The organism is Kitasatospora sp. NPDC024654 (assembly GCF_055559155.1).
This window is the reverse complement of the sequence record NZ_JBVHLF010000029.1, coordinates 19,696-35,207: the sequence shown is the minus strand read 5'-3', so window position 1 is coordinate 35,207 and position 15,512 is coordinate 19,696. Positions and strand designations below refer to the sequence as shown.

Annotated in this window: 17 protein-coding genes; 9 read left to right on the top strand and 8 right to left on the bottom strand. The window is 73.2% G+C overall.

Annotated elements, in window-relative coordinates; all coding sequences use genetic code 11:
* Positions 1 to 26: 26 nt before the first annotated feature.
* The 3 genes from ACZ38L_RS18895 (at position 27) to ACZ38L_RS18885 (ending at position 3,368) form a co-directional block, all read left to right on the top strand.
* Complete coding sequence (locus tag ACZ38L_RS18895; RefSeq protein ID WP_465694275.1) at positions 27 to 611, top strand: TetR/AcrR family transcriptional regulator; 585 nt, start codon at positions 27 to 29, stop codon at positions 609 to 611.
* A 48-nt stretch (positions 612 to 659) separates the two neighbouring features.
* Positions 660 to 2,894: an MMPL family transporter gene (locus ACZ38L_RS18890; protein ID WP_465694274.1), complete on the top strand. Its 2,235-nt coding sequence runs from the start codon at positions 660 to 662 to the stop codon at positions 2,892 to 2,894.
* Positions 2,895 to 3,014: 120 nt separating this feature from the next.
* Positions 3,015 to 3,368 carry a hypothetical protein gene (locus ACZ38L_RS18885; RefSeq protein WP_465694273.1) on the top strand — a complete coding sequence of 118 codons (354 nt, stop codon included), beginning with the start codon at positions 3,015 to 3,017 and terminating at the stop codon, positions 3,366 to 3,368.
* Between the two features lie 99 nt (positions 3,369 to 3,467).
* Here the strand turns inward: ACZ38L_RS18885 and ACZ38L_RS18880 are convergent, their stop codons facing one another.
* Entirely contained in the window at positions 3,468 to 3,911 is a 444-nt protein-coding gene (locus ACZ38L_RS18880; protein WP_465694272.1) for a YchJ family protein, read from the bottom strand.
* Positions 3,912 to 4,046: 135 nt separating this feature from the next.
* Here ACZ38L_RS18880 and ACZ38L_RS18875 point away from each other — a divergent pair, with 135 nt between their 5' ends.
* Positions 4,047 to 5,279 (top strand): NAD(P)/FAD-dependent oxidoreductase, encoded by a 1,233-nt coding sequence (locus ACZ38L_RS18875; RefSeq protein WP_465694271.1) that lies wholly within the window; start codon positions 4,047 to 4,049, stop codon positions 5,277 to 5,279.
* Between the two features lie 40 nt (positions 5,280 to 5,319).
* Here ACZ38L_RS18875 and ACZ38L_RS18870 read toward each other — a convergent pair whose 3' ends face one another.
* Positions 5,320 to 5,673: a DUF6204 family protein gene (locus tag ACZ38L_RS18870; protein WP_465694270.1), complete on the bottom strand. Its 354-nt coding sequence runs from the start codon at positions 5,671 to 5,673 to the stop codon at positions 5,320 to 5,322.
* A gap of 121 nt (positions 5,674 to 5,794) precedes the next feature.
* Here ACZ38L_RS18870 and ACZ38L_RS18865 point away from each other — a divergent pair, with 121 nt between their 5' ends.
* Positions 5,795 to 7,099, top strand: a complete 1,305-nt coding sequence (locus tag ACZ38L_RS18865) for a phosphodiester glycosidase family protein (protein WP_465694269.1) — start codon at positions 5,795 to 5,797, stop codon at positions 7,097 to 7,099.
* A gap of 104 nt (positions 7,100 to 7,203) precedes the next feature.
* On the opposite strand, the gene ACZ38L_RS18860 is transcribed toward ACZ38L_RS18865, so the two are convergent.
* The 6 genes from ACZ38L_RS18860 to ACZ38L_RS18835 form a co-directional block, all read right to left on the bottom strand.
* Positions 7,204 to 7,890 (bottom strand): hypothetical protein, encoded by a 687-nt coding sequence (locus ACZ38L_RS18860; RefSeq protein ID WP_465694268.1) that lies wholly within the window; start codon positions 7,888 to 7,890, stop codon positions 7,204 to 7,206.
* The gene (locus ACZ38L_RS18855) at positions 7,887 to 8,444 is read right to left on the bottom strand and encodes a sigma-70 family RNA polymerase sigma factor (RefSeq protein WP_465694267.1); all 558 of its coding nucleotides are present in this window, start codon (positions 8,442 to 8,444) and stop codon (positions 7,887 to 7,889) included. Before ACZ38L_RS18855 ends, ACZ38L_RS18860 begins: the two co-directional genes overlap by 4 nt.
* 299 nt (positions 8,445 to 8,743) lie before the next feature.
* Complete coding sequence (locus tag ACZ38L_RS18850; protein WP_465694266.1) at positions 8,744 to 9,220, bottom strand: hypothetical protein; 477 nt, start codon at positions 9,218 to 9,220, stop codon at positions 8,744 to 8,746.
* A 50-nt stretch (positions 9,221 to 9,270) separates the two neighbouring features.
* Complete coding sequence (locus ACZ38L_RS18845) at positions 9,271 to 9,450, bottom strand: hypothetical protein (RefSeq protein WP_465694265.1); 180 nt, start codon at positions 9,448 to 9,450, stop codon at positions 9,271 to 9,273.
* 62 nt (positions 9,451 to 9,512) lie between these two features.
* Positions 9,513 to 9,770 carry a hypothetical protein gene (locus ACZ38L_RS18840; protein ID WP_465694264.1) on the bottom strand — a complete coding sequence of 86 codons (258 nt, stop codon included), beginning with the start codon at positions 9,768 to 9,770 and terminating at the stop codon, positions 9,513 to 9,515.
* Positions 9,757 to 10,038 carry a DUF6400 family protein gene (locus tag ACZ38L_RS18835; protein ID WP_465694263.1) on the bottom strand — a complete coding sequence of 94 codons (282 nt, stop codon included), beginning with the start codon at positions 10,036 to 10,038 and terminating at the stop codon, positions 9,757 to 9,759. The genes ACZ38L_RS18840 and ACZ38L_RS18835 overlap by 14 nt, the downstream gene beginning before the upstream one ends.
* Positions 10,039 to 10,369: 331 nt before the next feature.
* Here ACZ38L_RS18835 and ACZ38L_RS18830 point away from each other — a divergent pair, with 331 nt between their 5' ends.
* The 4 genes from ACZ38L_RS18830 (at position 10,370) to ACZ38L_RS18815 (ending at position 15,492) form a co-directional block, all read left to right on the top strand.
* Positions 10,370 to 11,992, top strand: coding sequence for a multicopper oxidase family protein (locus tag ACZ38L_RS18830; RefSeq protein WP_465694262.1), 1,623 nt, complete (start codon positions 10,370 to 10,372; stop codon positions 11,990 to 11,992).
* Positions 11,993 to 12,053: 61 nt separating this feature from the next.
* A complete protein-coding gene (locus tag ACZ38L_RS18825; protein WP_465694261.1) occupies positions 12,054 to 12,677 on the top strand; it encodes an HD domain-containing protein in 624 nt (207 codons plus the stop codon).
* A 115-nt stretch (positions 12,678 to 12,792) separates the two neighbouring features.
* On the top strand, positions 12,793 to 13,662 hold the full coding sequence (locus ACZ38L_RS18820; protein WP_465694260.1) for a universal stress protein: 870 nt from the start codon (positions 12,793 to 12,795) through the stop codon (positions 13,660 to 13,662).
* Between the two features lie 405 nt (positions 13,663 to 14,067).
* Positions 14,068 to 15,492, top strand: coding sequence for an MFS transporter (locus ACZ38L_RS18815; protein ID WP_465694259.1), 1,425 nt, complete (start codon positions 14,068 to 14,070; stop codon positions 15,490 to 15,492).
* Positions 15,493 to 15,512: the final 20 nt, after the last annotated feature.

The following is a 15,512-nucleotide window of genomic DNA, read 5'->3' as shown; positions in this document are numbered from 1 at the left end:
TGACATCTTGTGCAATTATTGTCAGCATGTCCGAAGACGAGCGGATCGAGGCCATCCTCCAAGCGGCCTACGAGTGCTTCCGGGTCCACGGGATCCGGCGCACCACCATGGACGACATCGCCCGGCGGGCCGGCATGTCGCGTCCGGCGGTCTACCAGTACGTGCGCAACAAGGAGGACGCCTTCTACCGGCTGGCCGACCGGCTGTTGCGCTCGACCCTGGCCGGTTTCCGCGCCGAACTCGCCGCCGAGGGCCCGCTGGCACGGCGGCTGGCCGCGGCGCTCGGCTGCAAGCTCGGCCTGGTCCTGCGGATCTACCGGGAGAGCCCGCCGCACGCCGAGGAGTTGCTCGGCGAGAGCGCCCAGCTGACCGCCGACCTGCTGCAGGAGTTCGACGCGACGCTGCGCCAGGAGCTCGCCGCCGCCGTGCACCAGGAGCTGCCGCGCGCCGACGCCGCCGAGTTCGCCGAGCTGCTGCTGGCCCTCGTCCGCGGCCTGGAGAAGGACGTGGGCGCCGACCTGCCGCTGCGCCGCCTGGACCACGGCGTGTCGATGCTGGTGGCCGGCCTGCTGCTGACCCAGCAGGACCCGGCCCACCCCGCGGCCGGCTGACGACCGCCCCCCGCACCCCCAAGGAATCATCCGAGCAAGGAATTCGAGATGGCGACCCTTCTCTACCGCCTCGGGCACGGCGCCTACCGGCGCCGCAAGCTGGTGCTGGCCATCTGGCTGGCCGTCCTGGCCGGCCTGATAGCCTGCGTCGCCGCCTTCGGCGGCAAGCTGGACGACCGCTTCACCGTCCCCGGTGCCGAGTCGCAGCGCGCGCTGGACACCCTGGCGAAGACCTTCCCGCCGGCCGCCGGCACCAGCGCGCAGCTCGTCTTCACCGCCCCGCCCGGCCAGGACGTGACCACCGGCCCCTACGCGGCGGCGATCGACCGGAGCCTGGCAACCGCGGCGCACGGCCCGCAGGTGGTCGCGGTGATCACCCCGGAGCAGGCCGGCACGGTCTCCCGGGACCACTCGACGGCGGTGGCCCAGGTGCTGTACCCGGTCCAGCGCTCCGAGGTGAAGCCGTCCTCGCTGGACGCGGTGGAGTCGGCCGCCAGGAGCGCCGAGCAGTCCGGCCTGACCGTCTCGGTGGGCGGCTCCGCCTACGGCAGCCGGGGAGTCGCGGTCGGCGGGACGGAGCTGGTCGGCGTCGTGGTCGCGCTGCTCGTCCTGGTGGTGACCTTCGGCTCGCTGCTCGCCGCCGGCATGCCGCTGGTCTCCGCGCTGATCGGGGTCGGCATCGCGCTGACCGGCCTGCTGGCCCTCACTCCGCTGGTCCAGGTCTCCTCCACCGCGATCACGCTGGCGCTGATGCTGGGCCTGGCGGTCGGCATCGACTACGCGCTCTTCATCCTCTCCCGCCACCGCGCCCAACTCGCCGACGGCCTGGCTCCCGAGGAGTCGGCCGCGCTCGCCAACGGCACGGCGGGCAGCGCCGTGGTCTTCGCCGGCTCCACGGTGATCATCGCGCTGGCGGCCCTGAGCGTGATCGGGATCCCGTTCCTGACCGTGATGGGGCTCGGCGCCGCCGGCGCGGTGCTGATCGCCGTGCTGGTCGCGGTCACCCTGCTGCCCGCGCTGGCCGGCTTCGCCGGCGCCCGGCTGGCTCCCGCTCCGACCTCCCGCGCCGCCCGCCGGGCCGCCGCCGCCCGGGAGCGGGACGCCGCGGCCGGCCCCGGTGTCGCCGACGCCGCCGACACCGCCGGCGCCCGCTGGGCCCGGCTGGCCACCGCCCGTCCGCTGCTCACCGTGCTCGCCGTCGCCGCGCTGCTGATCATCGCCGCGCTGCCCGCCGCCAGCCTGCGGCTGGGCCTGCCCGACAACGGGTCGGCTGCCAAGAGCTCCACCGAGCGTCAGGCCTACGACACCATCAGCGCCCGCTTCGGCCCCGGGTTCAACGGACCGCTGCTCGTCCTCACCGACACCCCCGACCCCGCCGACGGCCCGCGGGCCGCCGGTCAGGTCGCCCGGACCCTGGGCACGCTGCCCGGCGTGGCGGCCGTGGCACCGCCGCAGGCCACCCGTGCGCCGGGGCAGGCCGTGATCCAGGTCGTCCCGCGCACCGGTCCGGAGGACCAGCGGACCGCCGACCTCGCCCGCGCCATCCGCGACCGGGCCGCCGACCTGGAGGCCACCACCGGCGCCGAGGTGTCCGTCACCGGCACCACCGCGGTCAACATCGACGTCTCCGACCGCTTGGCCGGATCGCTGCTCCCCTTCGTCGCCATCGTGGTCGGGTTGAGCCTGCTGCTCCTGATGGTGGTCTTCCGCTCGTTCGTGGTGCCGGTCAAGGCGACCGCCGGGTTCCTGCTCTCGGTCGCCGCCTCGCTGGGGCTGGTGGTCGCGCTCTTCCAATGGGGTTGGCTCGCTGACGTCCTCGGGGTGGCCCGCACCGGGCCGGTCGTCAGCTTCCTGCCGATCATCCTGATCGGGGTGCTCTTCGGCCTCGCCATGGACTACGAGGTCTTCCTGGTCTCCGGGATGCGCGAGCAGTGGATCCACACCGGTCGGGCACACGAGTCGATCGTCGCGGGCGCCCGGCAGAACACCCGGGTGGTGACCGCCGCTGCGCTGATCATGTTCACGGTCTTCGCCGGGTTCTTCCCCGCCGACGACGCGATCATCAAGCCGATCGCGTTCTCGCTGGCCGTCGGCATCCTGATCGACGCCTTCGCGGTCCGGCTGACCCTGGTGCCCGCCGTGCTGGCCCTGGTCGGACCGCGCGCCTGGTGGCTCCCGGCCCGCCTCGACCGGGTGCTGCCCGACCTCGACGTCGAGGGCGCCCGGCTGCCGCGCCCGCGGGCCGCGAGCCCGGAGCACCACCCGGCTCCCACGCGGGCCTGAGTGCCCCTCAGTCGAGCCCCCGGCCGTCCACGGCCGGGGGCTCGGCCGACGGTCGATCGGCCCGTCGGCGGGAATAGGTAAGGAGTGACCTCGGCCGCAGCTGCACCGAAGGAGACAGCGATGCCCGCACCCGTCTGGAAGGACCACCCGGAATCCCACGACTTCCCGGCGGCGTTGGACTACCTCGACCTGCTGCTGTCACCGCAGGAGGCCGGGGAGGCCGTCGCCCGCCTGAAGCAGGCGCCGACCGTGGTCAAGAAGGCCAAGGACATCCTCCGGTCGAGCGACCTCCCGCTGCTGCCGCAGGAGAACCGGCACGTCGCCGAGAACATCCGCAAGGTCCAGAACGGCGAACGGCTCAGCCCGGTCCTGCTGCTCCGCGGCCGGCCGCTCGTCATCGCCGACGGCTACCACCGGGTCTGCGCCATCTACTACCTCTCCGAGGACCTCGAAGTGCCCTGCCGCCTCGCGTAGTCGGCACACGCGCACCGCTCGCCGTACCTCGTCCCGCGCCGCGGCGACCACCGCACCCAGCGGCGGCTCCGGGCCGGCCTCCCGGCCCGGAGCGCGGCCTCAGTCGCTGAGCTCCGCGTGGTAGACCCAGGCTCCCCCGTGCCGGACGAAGTGGCTCCGCTCGGTCATGAGGCCCGGATCCCCCTGCTCGCGGTAGTGGGCGCGGAAGGTGACGGTCCCCTCGGTGTGGAACGGGCCGCCGTCGGTGTGGCCGAGCACCTCCAGACCGGTCCAGGTGATCCGGGGATCGAAGTCGATCCGCTCCGGGCGGGTGACCGGGTCCCAGCTCCGCAGCAGGTACGCCTCGTCGCGCAGGGCGAAGGCGCTGTACCGCGACCGCATCAGCAGCTCGGCGGTCGGGGCCGCGAGCTCGCCCCGGTGGAAGCGGCCGCAGCAGTCGGCGTACGAGGCGGGCAGGCCGCACGGGCAGGGCGCGGTGGGAGACAGCTGCTCGGGCCGGGGCGCGGACTGGGGCTTGGGTCGCTGGGTGCGGCGTCTGGACATGAGGACCATTGTGTCGCGTCGCCGGCACCACTTTCGCCCCCGGGCGGCGTGCCAGGTGGCCTGGTCGGCGGTCCGATGGGTATGGGTAGAGGTCCTGGGCGGCCGGTCGGGCCGCTGCCGTGGGAGGAGCCGAGGATGGCCGGGAACGCCGCGTTCGTCGTTGTCGGGGGAGGCCTGGCCGGCGGGCGGGCGGTCGAGACGCTCCGCGCGGAGGGGTACGACGGCCCGCTGGTCCTGGTCACCGAGGAGGACGAGCGTCCCTACGAGCGGCCGCCGCTCTCGAAGAGGTACCTGCTGGGCGCCTCGGAGCGCGAGGAGCTCTTCGTGCACTCGCCCGAGTGGTACGCCGAGCACGACGTCGAGCTGCGGCTCGGCGTCGCGGCCACCGAACTGGACGTCGCCACCCACGAGTTGACCCTCTCCACCGGTGACCGGCTCGGCTACCGCCGGCTGCTCCTGGCGACCGGTGCCGCCCCCCGCCGACTGCCGCTGCCCGGCGCGGATCTGGACGGCGTGTTCACGCTGCGCCGGATCGCCGACAGTGAGGCGCTGCGCGCGGTGTTCGCTCCGGGAGTGCGGGTGGCCGTGATCGGGGCGGGCTGGATCGGACTGGAGGTCGCCGCCGCGGCGCGCACGGCGGGCGCCGAGGTCACCGTGCTGGAGGTGCTGGAGCTGCCGCTGCTGCGGGTGTTGGGCCGGGAAGCCGCCGAGGTCTTCGCCGAGCTGCACCGGCAGCACGGCGTGCGGCTGCGATTCGGGGCCAAGGTGGCCGAGTTCGTCGGCTCCGGCGGCCGGGTCACCGCGGTGCGACTGGACGACGGCACCGAAGTCCCCACGGACGTCGTGGTGGTGGGCGTCGGCGCCGCACCCAACGACCAACTGGCCCGCGCCGCAGGCCTGGTGGTGGACGACGGCGTCTGCGTGGACGAGCGGCTGCGCAGCAGCGACCCGGACGTCTTCGCGGCCGGCGACGTGGCCAACGCCATCCACCCGCTGCTGGACCGCCGGGTCCGCGTCGAGCACTGGGCCAACGCGCTGAACCAGGCCCCGGTGGCGGCACGCTCGATGCTCGGCCGGGACGCGGCCTACGACCGGCTGCCGTACTTCTTCACCGACCAGTACGACCTCGGCATGGAGTACTCCGGCCTGGTCGAGCCCGGTGAGTACGACCGGGTGGTGTTCCGGGGCGACGTCAAGGGGCGGGAGTTCATCGCCTTCTGGCTCGCGGACGGCCGGGTGCTGGCCGGGATGAACGTCAACGTCTGGGACGTGGTGGAACCGATCCAGGACCTGATCCGCTCCCGCCGCCCGGTGGACCCGGCGGCGCTGGCCGACCCCGACGTGCCGCTGGCCGACCTGTCCGCCTAAGACCGGTCGGTCCGAGACCGGTCGGTCCGGGCCACGGCAGTCACCCCGCGGCGAGGGCGCGACGCTGGCGCTTGCCGAGCGCGGCCTGGGAAAGGTCCTCCGCCTGGACGCGGAGGTTCTTGAAGCCGTACTCGTGCTCGGTCAGCCAGGCCTCGGCCGCGGCGAGGGCCCGGTCGGAGGCGGGCACGATGTCCTCCTCCGCCTCGCCCGAATCCAGGAAGCGGAAGGTGAACGACGCCCGCGCCGTGATCTCGTAGCTGAGGTGGCCCTCGGGGGTGTAGGCGGCGTACAGCACGTCGTGCTCGGCGGCTTCGGCCTGCAGCCGCTCGCGCTGCTCGGTGCTGAGCCCGTCGAAGGCACCGCGAACGGTGATACGGAAGGTGCGCTCGGTCATGCCCGGACCGTAGCCGGTGGACCCGGGCCGCGGCCACCGGTTTTCCGCTCCCGGTGGGACGTGCCACGTTCACCCGGCCGGCGGCTGTCCGGCAGCACGGCCGCGCCTGCATGGTGGCCGAATGACACCTGGTACCACGCCTACCATCACATCTGATGTCACACCGGACGACCCTCCCGAACGGCCACCGAGACCGCTCGGACCGTCCAGGACGACCGTCGCCGCCTTCGCGCTCGTCTGCCTCACCGCCGCCGCGAGCCCGTCCGGCGCCGACCCCTCCTCGTCCTATCCCGCCGAGGCCACGCTCCGGGTGGAGGAGGCGGTCGCGCCCGGCGTGGCGTACCGGGCGTTCACCGTGCCCACCTCGCACGGCAGCGCCCGGCTGCACGTCCTGACGGTGGACCTGGGCCACCCCGGTGTCCGAGCCGACCTGCTGTACCCCGGCGCGGTGGCCGCCCGGGCACCGGTCTCCCGGATGGCCGAGGCCCAAGGGGCCGTCGCCGCCGTCAACGGCGACTTCTTCGACATCAACGAGGTCCAGCACCCCGGCGTCCAGGCCACCGGTGCCGCCTCCGGTCCCGTGATCAGGGACGGGCAGCCGCTCAAGGCGGCCGTCCCGCAGGGACAGCGGTTCGGCTGGACCCCGCCCCCCGGTGACACCAGCGAGGACGTCATCGGGGTCGCCACCGACGGCCTGGCCCGCACCGCACGGCTCACCCTGCGCGGCCTGGTCCGTACGCCGTGGGGCGTGCTGCCACTGGGCGGCCTCAACCAGTACGCCCTCCCCGAGGGTTCGATCGGCGCCTTCACGGCGCAGTGGGGCACACCCTCGCGTGAGCGCGCCGTCTGCGGAACCGACGACGACCGGGCCGCGCCCTGCACCGGTGACGCCTTCGAGGTGACGGTCCGGCACGGCCGGGTGGAGTCGGCCGCCGCCACCGCGGGCAGCGGACAGATCCGGCCGGACACGACCGTCCTGCTGGGCCGCGAGGCCGGCGCCCACGCGCTGCGGACCCTGCCCCCGGGCACCCCCGTCGACGTCGACTACCGGCTCGTGTCCAGCCCGCCGGTGCCGTTCACCTTCGCCCTGGGCGGCTACCCGTTGCTCGACCACGGCCGGCCCCGGCCCGGCCTGGACACCGCGGTCGCCGACCCCCGCACCGCCGTGGGCCTCGCGTCCGGCGGACGCCTGCTGTGGCTGCTCTCCACGGACGGCCGCGAGGGCACCTCCAGTGGCCTGACCATCGCCGAACTCGCCGACGTCCTGAACGCCCTGGGCTGCGCGGACGCCGTCTACCTGGACGGCGGCGCCTCCGCCACCCTGGTCACCCGCAGCCCCACCACCCACCGCATTACCGTCCGCAACAACCTCGACCGCGAGGAGGAACGCCCCGTCCCCAACGGGATCGCGGTCTTCTCCGGCTGAACCGTGATCATGGTCACCCACGACCCGGCCGCCGCGGTGTTCGTCAACCCGTGCCGAGCAGGGTGAACGGTCGGACCCGTCGTGGCGGCCACCGGGCCGGCGGTTCAGGTGCGGCGGCACCCGAGCCGGGTGGTGAGCAACGGATCGGGCCGGGGGATCTCGCCGAAGTCGTCATCGTCGCTGTCGACGGGCAGGCGGTTGATCACGGCCTCCATGGCGGCCGGGAGCCGGGGGGAGAGGCCGTGGTGGCTGCGGGCGAGGATGTCCCGGCGGACCTCGTCGGGCAGCAGCGAGCGGGCGGCCTTCAGTGGGCGTCCCGCCGGTTTGGGGGTGGTGGTGAGGAAGTCGGCCTCGGCCAGCCAGAAGGCGGCGTCGCGGGTCTCGCCGAGGTGGAGGTGGAGCAGGTGCAGGAGCATGGCCGCGGTGGCGCTGCCGCAGCCGGCGGCGAACTGCCACCAGAACTGGGCGGCTTCCCGCCGGCCGGTGATGTGGAGCAGGCTGGCGAAGACCAGCGCGCCGTCGGGGCGGAGCTCATCACCGTCGGCGAACCGGTCCAGCGCGGCGGCCGCCTGGGAGGCACCGAGGACCAGAGAGGTGGCCAGGTGCAGTTCGTGGCCGGCCTGCTCGTGTTCGGAGGGCATGTGGGCCGGGGCCGCCGCGATCCGGGCGACCCCCTGGGTAGGCAGCTCCACCGGCCCGGTGTGGTGCTGGTCCGGGTCGTTGACCGGCCGGGCCGCCGGGGTGGGTGCCGAGCGCACCCACTCCAGCAGGCTCTCGCGGCGGGCGCTCATTCCCCGTCCTCCTGTTCGGGCAGGCGTCCCAGGGCCTTCGCCAGCCGCCGGCGGGCCTGGCGCAGGTGGGAGCGCATGGTGGCGGTGCTCATGCCCAGGTAGTCCGCGATCTCCTGGTCGTCCGTGTCCAGCAGGTACTTGAGCACCACCATGTCGTGCTGGCGCTCGGGCAGTTCGGAGATCGCGGCGCACAGGCCGATCTGCTCGGGCAGCGTCCGCAGGCTCTCGTCGGTACGGCCCCCGAACCGACTGACGACGTAGTCGAACGCCGCGGTCTCCGCCAGCGCGCTGGGCCGACCGAACGCGGTGATCCAGGCGGCGACGTGTTCCTTGAGCAGCCGCCAGGCGTAGGCGGCCGGGATCTCCTGGCGCAGTACGAGCGGCCAGTTGCGGGCCAGGTGCCCCTTGGTGGCCTCGACCACCCGGGCGGCGTCCTGGACACTGCCGACCTGGGTGCGGGCGTAGCCGGTCCAGGCACGTTCGTGGGTCTGGCAGAAGGCGTCGAACGTCAGTCGCAGCGCGCCGCCGGGGAGGGCCTCGCCTCGGTCGTCCATGGTGCGCCCTCCCCGGTGCTGGCCGCGGTACGGCCGGGCGGTGTGTGACATGTCGCGTGGGTCCCCAATCCGGTGGATCCGGTGGCGGCGCCGGCCCTTCGCGCCGGCTGGTGTGTCCGCCACGGGACCATGGAAGCGCATCGGGGGGCGGCGCGTACCGATTGGATCGAAACCCGTGACTAGTCGCTATGTATGACAGGCATTCAGTGTCATCTGCGATCGGCGCACTTGGCCTCTCGGAAGCGTCGGCGCTGGTCCCGCGCCAGGACCCGAACCCGGGACGCGCCCGGCGCGAGCGCCTAGGCCGGCCAGTTGACCTGCCGGTTCTTGATCTCGAGCACATCCGGCATCAGGTCCTCGTGGAACCGGAGGTACCCGATCCAGACCGCGTCGTCCACCAGCAGGTGGGTGTCGTGGGCTCGAGCGGCCAGCCAGCAGAGCAGCTCGCCGACCTTCTCGAAGTCGTCCGGGTGGACCTCCTGCCGGGAGGTGAGCGACCAGCCCCTGCGCGGCAGGTCCGCGCGGCTGGCCAGGGCCGAGCAGAGTGCCCCGCCCACCCGTGCGGCCGCGCCACTCTCGGCCAGCAGCGGATAGGGCTCGTCCTCGACGACCGGGTTCCCCGCGTCGTCCTCCACCACGAACGGGAACGCGGTCACGATGGTCAGGCGCTCCGGCTGCGGCCCCAGCCCCAGGTGCCAACGCAGCTCGGCGATCTCCTGTTCGGAGAGCTCGTCCCCCAGGTCGACCGTCACCACCAGCTCGAACAGATCACTCATACGGCGCACGCTACCGAGGAGATCTGACAGGGGTCCGGGGCGGGAGCCCGCTAGAACAGGTTGCCGCCGGTCAGGACGTAGACGAAGGGGACCAGCGGGATCAGCGACAGGAAGCCCCAGGCGATCTTGTGGGTGGTGCCGAGGTCACGGCGTCCTGCCAGGTTGATCCAGATCAGGACCACGGCGAGCGGGTGGATCAGGCAGAGGAGGAGTTCCAGGAGCTTTTTCATGGCCCTCTGATGCCCGGCTCCTGGCCCGCTACACGGAGACCCGCCCCGGGGTGCGGCCGAGGTCAGGCGGTGGGGTCGACGGTGTCAGCGCGCCTGGGGTGTCGGCGGGCGGCGCCGAACAGGGTCTGGTGGTCCCAGACGTGGGTGCAGCCGGGGCACTGGAGGTGGAGCACGGTGCCGGTGTTGGCGAGCAGGTAGCGCCAGTGGTCGGCGCAGTTGCGGTGCTCGTCACAGGCGGTGCAACCGTGGGCGTCGTTGCAGTTGGGGCAGGCCACCCAGGCGCGGCGGCCGAGGTCGGCGTCGGGGTCAAGGGGCAGCATGGCCGTGCTCCCCCCGGGGCAGCACGCCGGCCTCGACGAGGCTGTCGTACGTCGCCTGCTGCTGCGGGTCGAGGCCCGAGTAGAGCAGGGCGTAGGCCTCGTCCTCACCGCGGATGACGGCTATCGGATCCCAGTCGGGCCCGAGGGCGGCGAGGACCTGGGCGCGGCGGCGGGTCTCGTCGGGGGTGAGGTCGAGGTCGAAGTCGACGAGCTCGGACCGCTCGGCTGGGCCGATGGGGCCAACGGGGTCGGCGGGGGTCTGGGGCATAACAGCAATCCTTAGGTAAGGCTAGCCTTAGTGTCAAGGAAGGTTCGAGCTGCCCACCTGCGGATCTTCCTCGTGCGGTTCACCGTCGGAACCCCCCGGGGCACCAATAGGGCGCAATGCTCGCGGAGACGGACATTTCCGTCAAGAGGTGTCCATTCCTCGGCCGGGCCCCGGAGTCCCTTCGTGGTGCACGTGGCGCGATCGGCTCCGATGATGGGGGCGACAGGTGGTGATGGAACGATCCCGGAGCGTCGCCGTCGAGCGTCACGGCGCATCAACCACCGAACCTGGCGACATCCGGACGCCTGAGAAGAGGGAGAGCGGACGCGGGATGCTGAACCGACGAGATCTCCTACGAGCCGCCACCGTCGGCGGCGTGGCGGCCCTGTACCCGTTGTTGGGCGACCCGGTACGGGCCCTGGCGAGCACCGCGCCGGCAGCGACGGCCGAAGGGCCGGCCGCCGCCCGGGCCGTCCCGTTCGCCCAGCCCATGCCGGTGCCCGCGGTGCTGCGCCCGGTGTCGACGACGGCGTCCTCGGACCTGTACCAGCTGCGGATGACCGAGACCCGGGTGGAGGTCGTCAAGGGGCTGATGACCACGGTACGGACCTACGGCGGCACTTTCCCGGGGCCGACCATCCGGGCCCGCAGCGGCCGGGAGGTGGTGGTCCGGCAGACCAACGGCCTCACCGTGCACACCTCCGTCCACCTGCACGGCGGTCATGTCCCGTCCGACTCCGACGGTCTGCCGATGGCCCTCATCAAGCCGGGGGACACCCGCGAGTACCGCTACCCCAACCAGCAGGTGGCCGCCCCGCTCTGGTACCACGACCACGCGCACGGCCTGGAGGCCGAGAACGTCTACCGCGGGCTGAGCGGCGCCTACCTGCTCAGCGACCCGCACGAGAGCGGACTCGGGCTGCCCGACGGCGAGTTCGACATACCGTTGCTGATCCGGGACGCGCTGATCGGCGTCGACGGCACGCTGCACTACGTCCGGCCGTACGACTGTCCGCACATGCTGGTCAACGGCAAGGAGCGGCCCCACTTCGCGGTGGCGGCCCGCCGGTACCGGCTGCGCGTCTACAACGTGTCCCCCAACCGCCACATCTCGCTGCGCTTCGCCGACGGCGCGCCGTTCAAGCAGATAGCCTCCGACGCCGGCCTGCTCGCCGCGTCGGTGGTGGTGAGCGAACTGCCGCTGACGGGTGCCGAACGGGCCGAGATCATCGTCGACTTCTCCCGCTATCCGGTGGGCTCCTCGGTGGTGCTGGAGAACACGGCCGCGCTGCCCTCCGAGCGGCCCGAGGTGCTGCGCTTCGACATCACCCGGCCGGCCCAGGACCCGAGCCGGGTGCCGGCCGTGCTGGCCACCCTGCCGCCGATCCCGCAGGCCACGGTGCGGCGGGAGTTCGACATGGCGACCTTCCCCGACACCAGGATCAACGGGCGCAAGTACGACCCGAACCGGGTCGACGTGCGGACCGCCCTGGGCACCAGCGAGATCTGGACGATCCGCAACATCCACACCCGCAAGCCCGCGGGTGTCTTCCACGCCCCCCACTCCTTCCACACCCACCTGGTGCACTTCCGGGTGCTGGACCGCGACGGGCATCCGGTCGGGCCCACCGAGGCGGGGCTGAAGGACACCGTCGCGATCCACCCCGGTGAGACCGTCCGGATCGCCATGACCTGGGCGGACTACCCCGGCGAGTACGTCTACCACTGCCACCACCTGGTGCACTCCTCGCACGGTCAGATGGGCCGGATCGACGTCCTGCCGGCCGGCTCGCCGGTGGATCCCGGCGACCGGTCGGACGAGGCCTCCGACGGTCGGTCGGACGGCGGGCGGCGGCACCACGGGCGGCGGCACCACCGGCACCATCGGCACCACCACCACCGGCGGTGGCGGGGCGGCCATGGCCGGAGGCGCGACCGGTCGGACGACCGTTGAGCGGGCCGACGGCCCGTGATTGGGTGTAGCGCGCACGGACGAGAGGACAGGGGGTGGGAGCGTGGTCGTCGCGCTTCGGACGTTCGAGGTGAAGGACGGATGGCCTGCCCTGCGCGCGCGGCTGGCCGACCGTCTCCCGGAGCGGGACCTCGTCCTGCTGGACGAAGCCGTCGCCCTCGCGACGCACTGGCATGCCGACCAGCGGCGACCGGCGGGTGAGCCGTACGCGGAGCACCTGTTCGAGGCCGTGTCCGTGCTGGTCGAGGCGGTCGGTACGACCGACCGGGACGTGCTGCGGGCGGCCGTCCTGCACGACGTGGTCGAGGACACCGACTGCTCGCTGGACGAGGTGCGGCAGCGCTTCGGGGACCGGGTCGCGGTCCTGGTCGAGTGGGTGACCAAGCCCGCCCCGGTCGAGGGCCGGACGCGCGAGGAGGCGCGCACGGCGTACCTGGCCCGGCTGCGGGACGCGCCGGCCGAGGCGCTGCTACTCAAGCTGGCGGACCGGCTGAGCAACGTGCAGCGCCTGGACACGCATCCCCGGCCGGAGAAGCGCGGCGCCTACTACCGGGAGACGGTCCGCGCCGTCGTCCCGCTGGCGCAGGCCCATCCGTGGTTCCGCCAGTGGTTCGCGACCTGGCGCAGCACCTTCGCCCATCTGGCCGTGGACCCGACGGACGCGTGATCCGGGGCCGGTCGGCCCGTGCGGCGCGGCGTGCCGGGGCGCAGGCTGGAGGGGAACGCCAGGCCGCGGCCGGGGGACCGGGCGGCCCGCCGAGGTCGGAGCAGAGGAGCAGGTCATGGCACGTCCGGTCATCGTCGGAGTCGACGATCCGCGCACGGCCGGCGACGCGGTGGATTGGGCGGCGGGGGAGGCGCGGCTGCGCGGGGAGCGGCTGCACCTGGTGCACGCCTGGCTCTGGGAGCCGCACCAGGCGCCGGAGTCGCTGGACGCGGTGCGGGCCCGGCGGGCGGGGGAGGAGGCGCTGGCCTCGCTCGCGGAGCGGGCGAGGGCGCGCCATCCGGGCCTGGAGATCAGCAGTGGCGTGGTGGCCTCCGACGCCCGCGAGGCGCTGGTCGCGCTGAGCGCCGCGGCGGGGGTGCTGGTGGTCGGCGCGCGCGGTACGGGCGGCTTTCCCGGCCTGCTGGTCGGCTCGACCGGCCTGTACGTCGCCGCGCACGCGGTCGGCCCGGTGGTCGTCGTCCACGACGGCCACGCGGGGGAGGCGGGCGGTGTCGTGGTGGGACTACAGGGACGGGAGCCGGACCAGCACCTGCTGACGTTCGCCTTCGACAGCGCTCGGCGGCGCGGGGCCGCGCTGCACGTGCTGCACGCCTGGAGCTTTCCGCCGGTGCTGGGGCCCGGGCACGACTTCCCGCCCGTGTACGAGGCGCAGCACGTGGCGGCGGAGGAGGAGCGGTTGGTGGCCGAGCGCCTGGCGGCGTGGCGGGAGCGGTACCCGGAGGTCGAGGTCTCGGTCGAGGCGGTCCGCGCCGGGCCGGCGAAGCGCCTGGTGGCACTCTCGGAGCGGCACCGGCTGGTGGTGGTCGGTCGGCGCGGACGGCCGGAGGGGCTGCTCGGGCGCCTCGGCTCGGTGAGCCAGGCGGTCGTCCAGCACGCGCGCTGCCCGGTGGCGGTGGTTCCGGACGAGTGGTCGCCCGAGGAGTAGCCGCTCCGACGCCGTGGGTGAGGCCACGGCCGCCGAGCCGGGATCGTGGTCCAGCAGGCACGAAAGGGCCGGTGCGAACAGCGCACCGACCCTCGTCACTCCATCAGGAACCTGCAAGGTGGGCTTCCTACGCCGGTATTGTCCGGATCAGGTGATGGAGGTCGCCGTCAGGTCTTGCATGCACCGTCCGGCCTCTCAGGCTGGTCGTTGAACGCTGTCTCGCGATGGCCCGTTCGTCATCTCGGGGCTGCTGCGGCCAGGCTCCCTCGCTCGCCCTGCAGGCTGTTACTAACGCTACTCGCTTCTGGCCCGCTGACAAGGGGGTGGACGAACATTCCTGCCGGCTGACACCGCCGCCCCCGAGTTGCCGGCCCGCACTACCCCAACCCGCGGGTGGATGGCATCATGGCGCATCGCATCGGCGTCCTGCGCGATGTCCTGATCGAGCGCGGAGTCCGACTTTTGCTCACCTCTGTTCGCGGCACGGCCGCCCCGGCCGACCTTCGGCGTGTCCAGCGCGGCTGGTACCTCAACGACTGGGCCAACGCGGCCTTCTCGGCGACCGTCCTCACCGTCTTCCTGGGGCCCTACCTCACGGACGTCGCCACCAGGGCCGCGGATGCCCACGGCGACGTCCACCCGCTGGGCATCCCGGTGCGGGCCGGCTCGTTCTTCCCCTACACCGTCTCCGCGTCCGTGCTGCTCTCGGTCGTCGTGATGCTGCTGGCGGGGGCCACGGCCGACCGGACCGGACGGCACCGGACGTTGCTGGGCGCGTTCGCCTACGTGGGCGCGGCGGCGACGGTCGGGATGTTCTTCCTCGACGGCGACCGCTACCTGCTCGGCGGCGCGCTGCTGGTGGTCGCGAACATCTGCTACGCGGTCTCGGCGGCGCTGGCCAACTCCTTCCTGCCCGGACTGGCCGCGCCGGCGGAGCGGGACGCGGTCTCGTCCAAGGGCTGGGCCTTCGGTTACGCGGGCGGCGGGCTGCTGCTCGTGCTCAACCTCGCGCTCTTCCTCGGCCACGGCGCGCTGGGGCTGTCCTCGGGGACGGCGGTGCGGCTCTGCCTCGCCTCGGCGGGTCTGTGGTGGGCCGGCTTCACGGTGTTCCCGATGCGCCGCCTGCCCCACCGCCCGGCCACCGCGCCCGCGGGGCAGGCGGACGAGCAGCCGCTGGACGAGCACGCCGGCGGCACCCTGCGCGAACTCGCCGGCACGCTGCGCGGGATGCGCCGCTTCCCGCTCACCCTGCTCTTCCTGGCCGCGTTCCTCTGCTACAACGACGGCATCCAGACCGTCATCTCGCAGGCCTCCCTCTTCGGCAGCGAAGAGCTGCACATGGGCCAGACCACGCTGATCGCCGGCGTGCTGCTGGTGCAGGTCGTGGCGATCGGCGGCGCGCTGCTGCTCGGTCGGATCGCCCGGCGCCACGGCGCCAAGCGGACCATCCTCGGCTCGCTGGTCGCCTGGGTGGTGACACTGGCCTTCGGCTACGTGATGCCGGCGAACCAGCCCGTCTGGTTCTACGCGCTGGCCGCCGCCATCGGCCTGGTCCTCGGCGGCAGCCAGGCGCTGTCGCGTTCGCTCTTCTCGCACCTGATCCCGGCGGGCCGGGAGGCCGAGTACTTCAGCCTCTACAAGATCAGCGACCGCGGGACCAGCTGGATGGGCCCGCTGGTCTTCGGCCTGGCCTTCCAGATCACCGGAAGCTACCGGGTGGCGATCATCTCGCTGCTGATCTTCTTCGCCATCGGCTTCGCGCTGCTGGTGCGGGTCCCGGTCCGCCGGGCGATCGAGGCCGTCGGCAACCAGGCCCCCGACCTGCTCTGAGCGACCCACTCCGAGCACCT

Bases quoted from the DNA above. Each gene is read 5' to 3' on its own strand.
- ACZ38L_RS18880 (WP_465694272.1), bottom strand. From the start codon at position 3,911: ATGTCCAGACGCCGCACCCAGCGACCCAAGCCCCAGTCCGCGCCCCGG.
- ACZ38L_RS18815 (WP_465694259.1), top strand. From the start codon at position 14,068: ATGGCGCATCGCATCGGCGTCCTGCGCGATGTCCTGATCGAGCGCGGA.
- ACZ38L_RS18870 (WP_465694270.1), bottom strand. From the start codon at position 5,673: ATGACCGAGCGCACCTTCCGTATCACCGTTCGCGGTGCCTTCGACGGG.
- ACZ38L_RS18890 (WP_465694274.1), top strand. From the start codon at position 660: ATGGCGACCCTTCTCTACCGCCTCGGGCACGGCGCCTACCGGCGCCGC.
- ACZ38L_RS18845 (WP_465694265.1), bottom strand. From the start codon at position 9,450: ATGAAAAAGCTCCTGGAACTCCTCCTCTGCCTGATCCACCCGCTCGCC.
- ACZ38L_RS18850 (WP_465694266.1), bottom strand. From the start codon at position 9,220: ATGAGTGATCTGTTCGAGCTGGTGGTGACGGTCGACCTGGGGGACGAG.
- ACZ38L_RS18860 (WP_465694268.1), bottom strand. From the start codon at position 7,890: ATGAGCGCCCGCCGCGAGAGCCTGCTGGAGTGGGTGCGCTCGGCACCC.
- ACZ38L_RS18820 (WP_465694260.1), top strand. From the start codon at position 12,793: ATGGCACGTCCGGTCATCGTCGGAGTCGACGATCCGCGCACGGCCGGC.
- ACZ38L_RS18865 (WP_465694269.1), top strand. From the start codon at position 5,795: ATGACACCTGGTACCACGCCTACCATCACATCTGATGTCACACCGGAC.
- ACZ38L_RS18835 (WP_465694263.1), bottom strand. From the start codon at position 10,038: ATGCCCCAGACCCCCGCCGACCCCGTTGGCCCCATCGGCCCAGCCGAG.
- ACZ38L_RS18875 (WP_465694271.1), top strand. From the start codon at position 4,047: ATGGCCGGGAACGCCGCGTTCGTCGTTGTCGGGGGAGGCCTGGCCGGC.
- ACZ38L_RS18885 (WP_465694273.1), top strand. From the start codon at position 3,015: ATGCCCGCACCCGTCTGGAAGGACCACCCGGAATCCCACGACTTCCCG.
- ACZ38L_RS18895 (WP_465694275.1), top strand. From the start codon at position 27: ATGTCCGAAGACGAGCGGATCGAGGCCATCCTCCAAGCGGCCTACGAG.
- ACZ38L_RS18840 (WP_465694264.1), bottom strand. From the start codon at position 9,770: ATGCTGCCCCTTGACCCCGACGCCGACCTCGGCCGCCGCGCCTGGGTG.
- ACZ38L_RS18855 (WP_465694267.1), bottom strand. From the start codon at position 8,444: ATGGACGACCGAGGCGAGGCCCTCCCCGGCGGCGCGCTGCGACTGACG.
- ACZ38L_RS18830 (WP_465694262.1), top strand. From the start codon at position 10,370: ATGCTGAACCGACGAGATCTCCTACGAGCCGCCACCGTCGGCGGCGTG.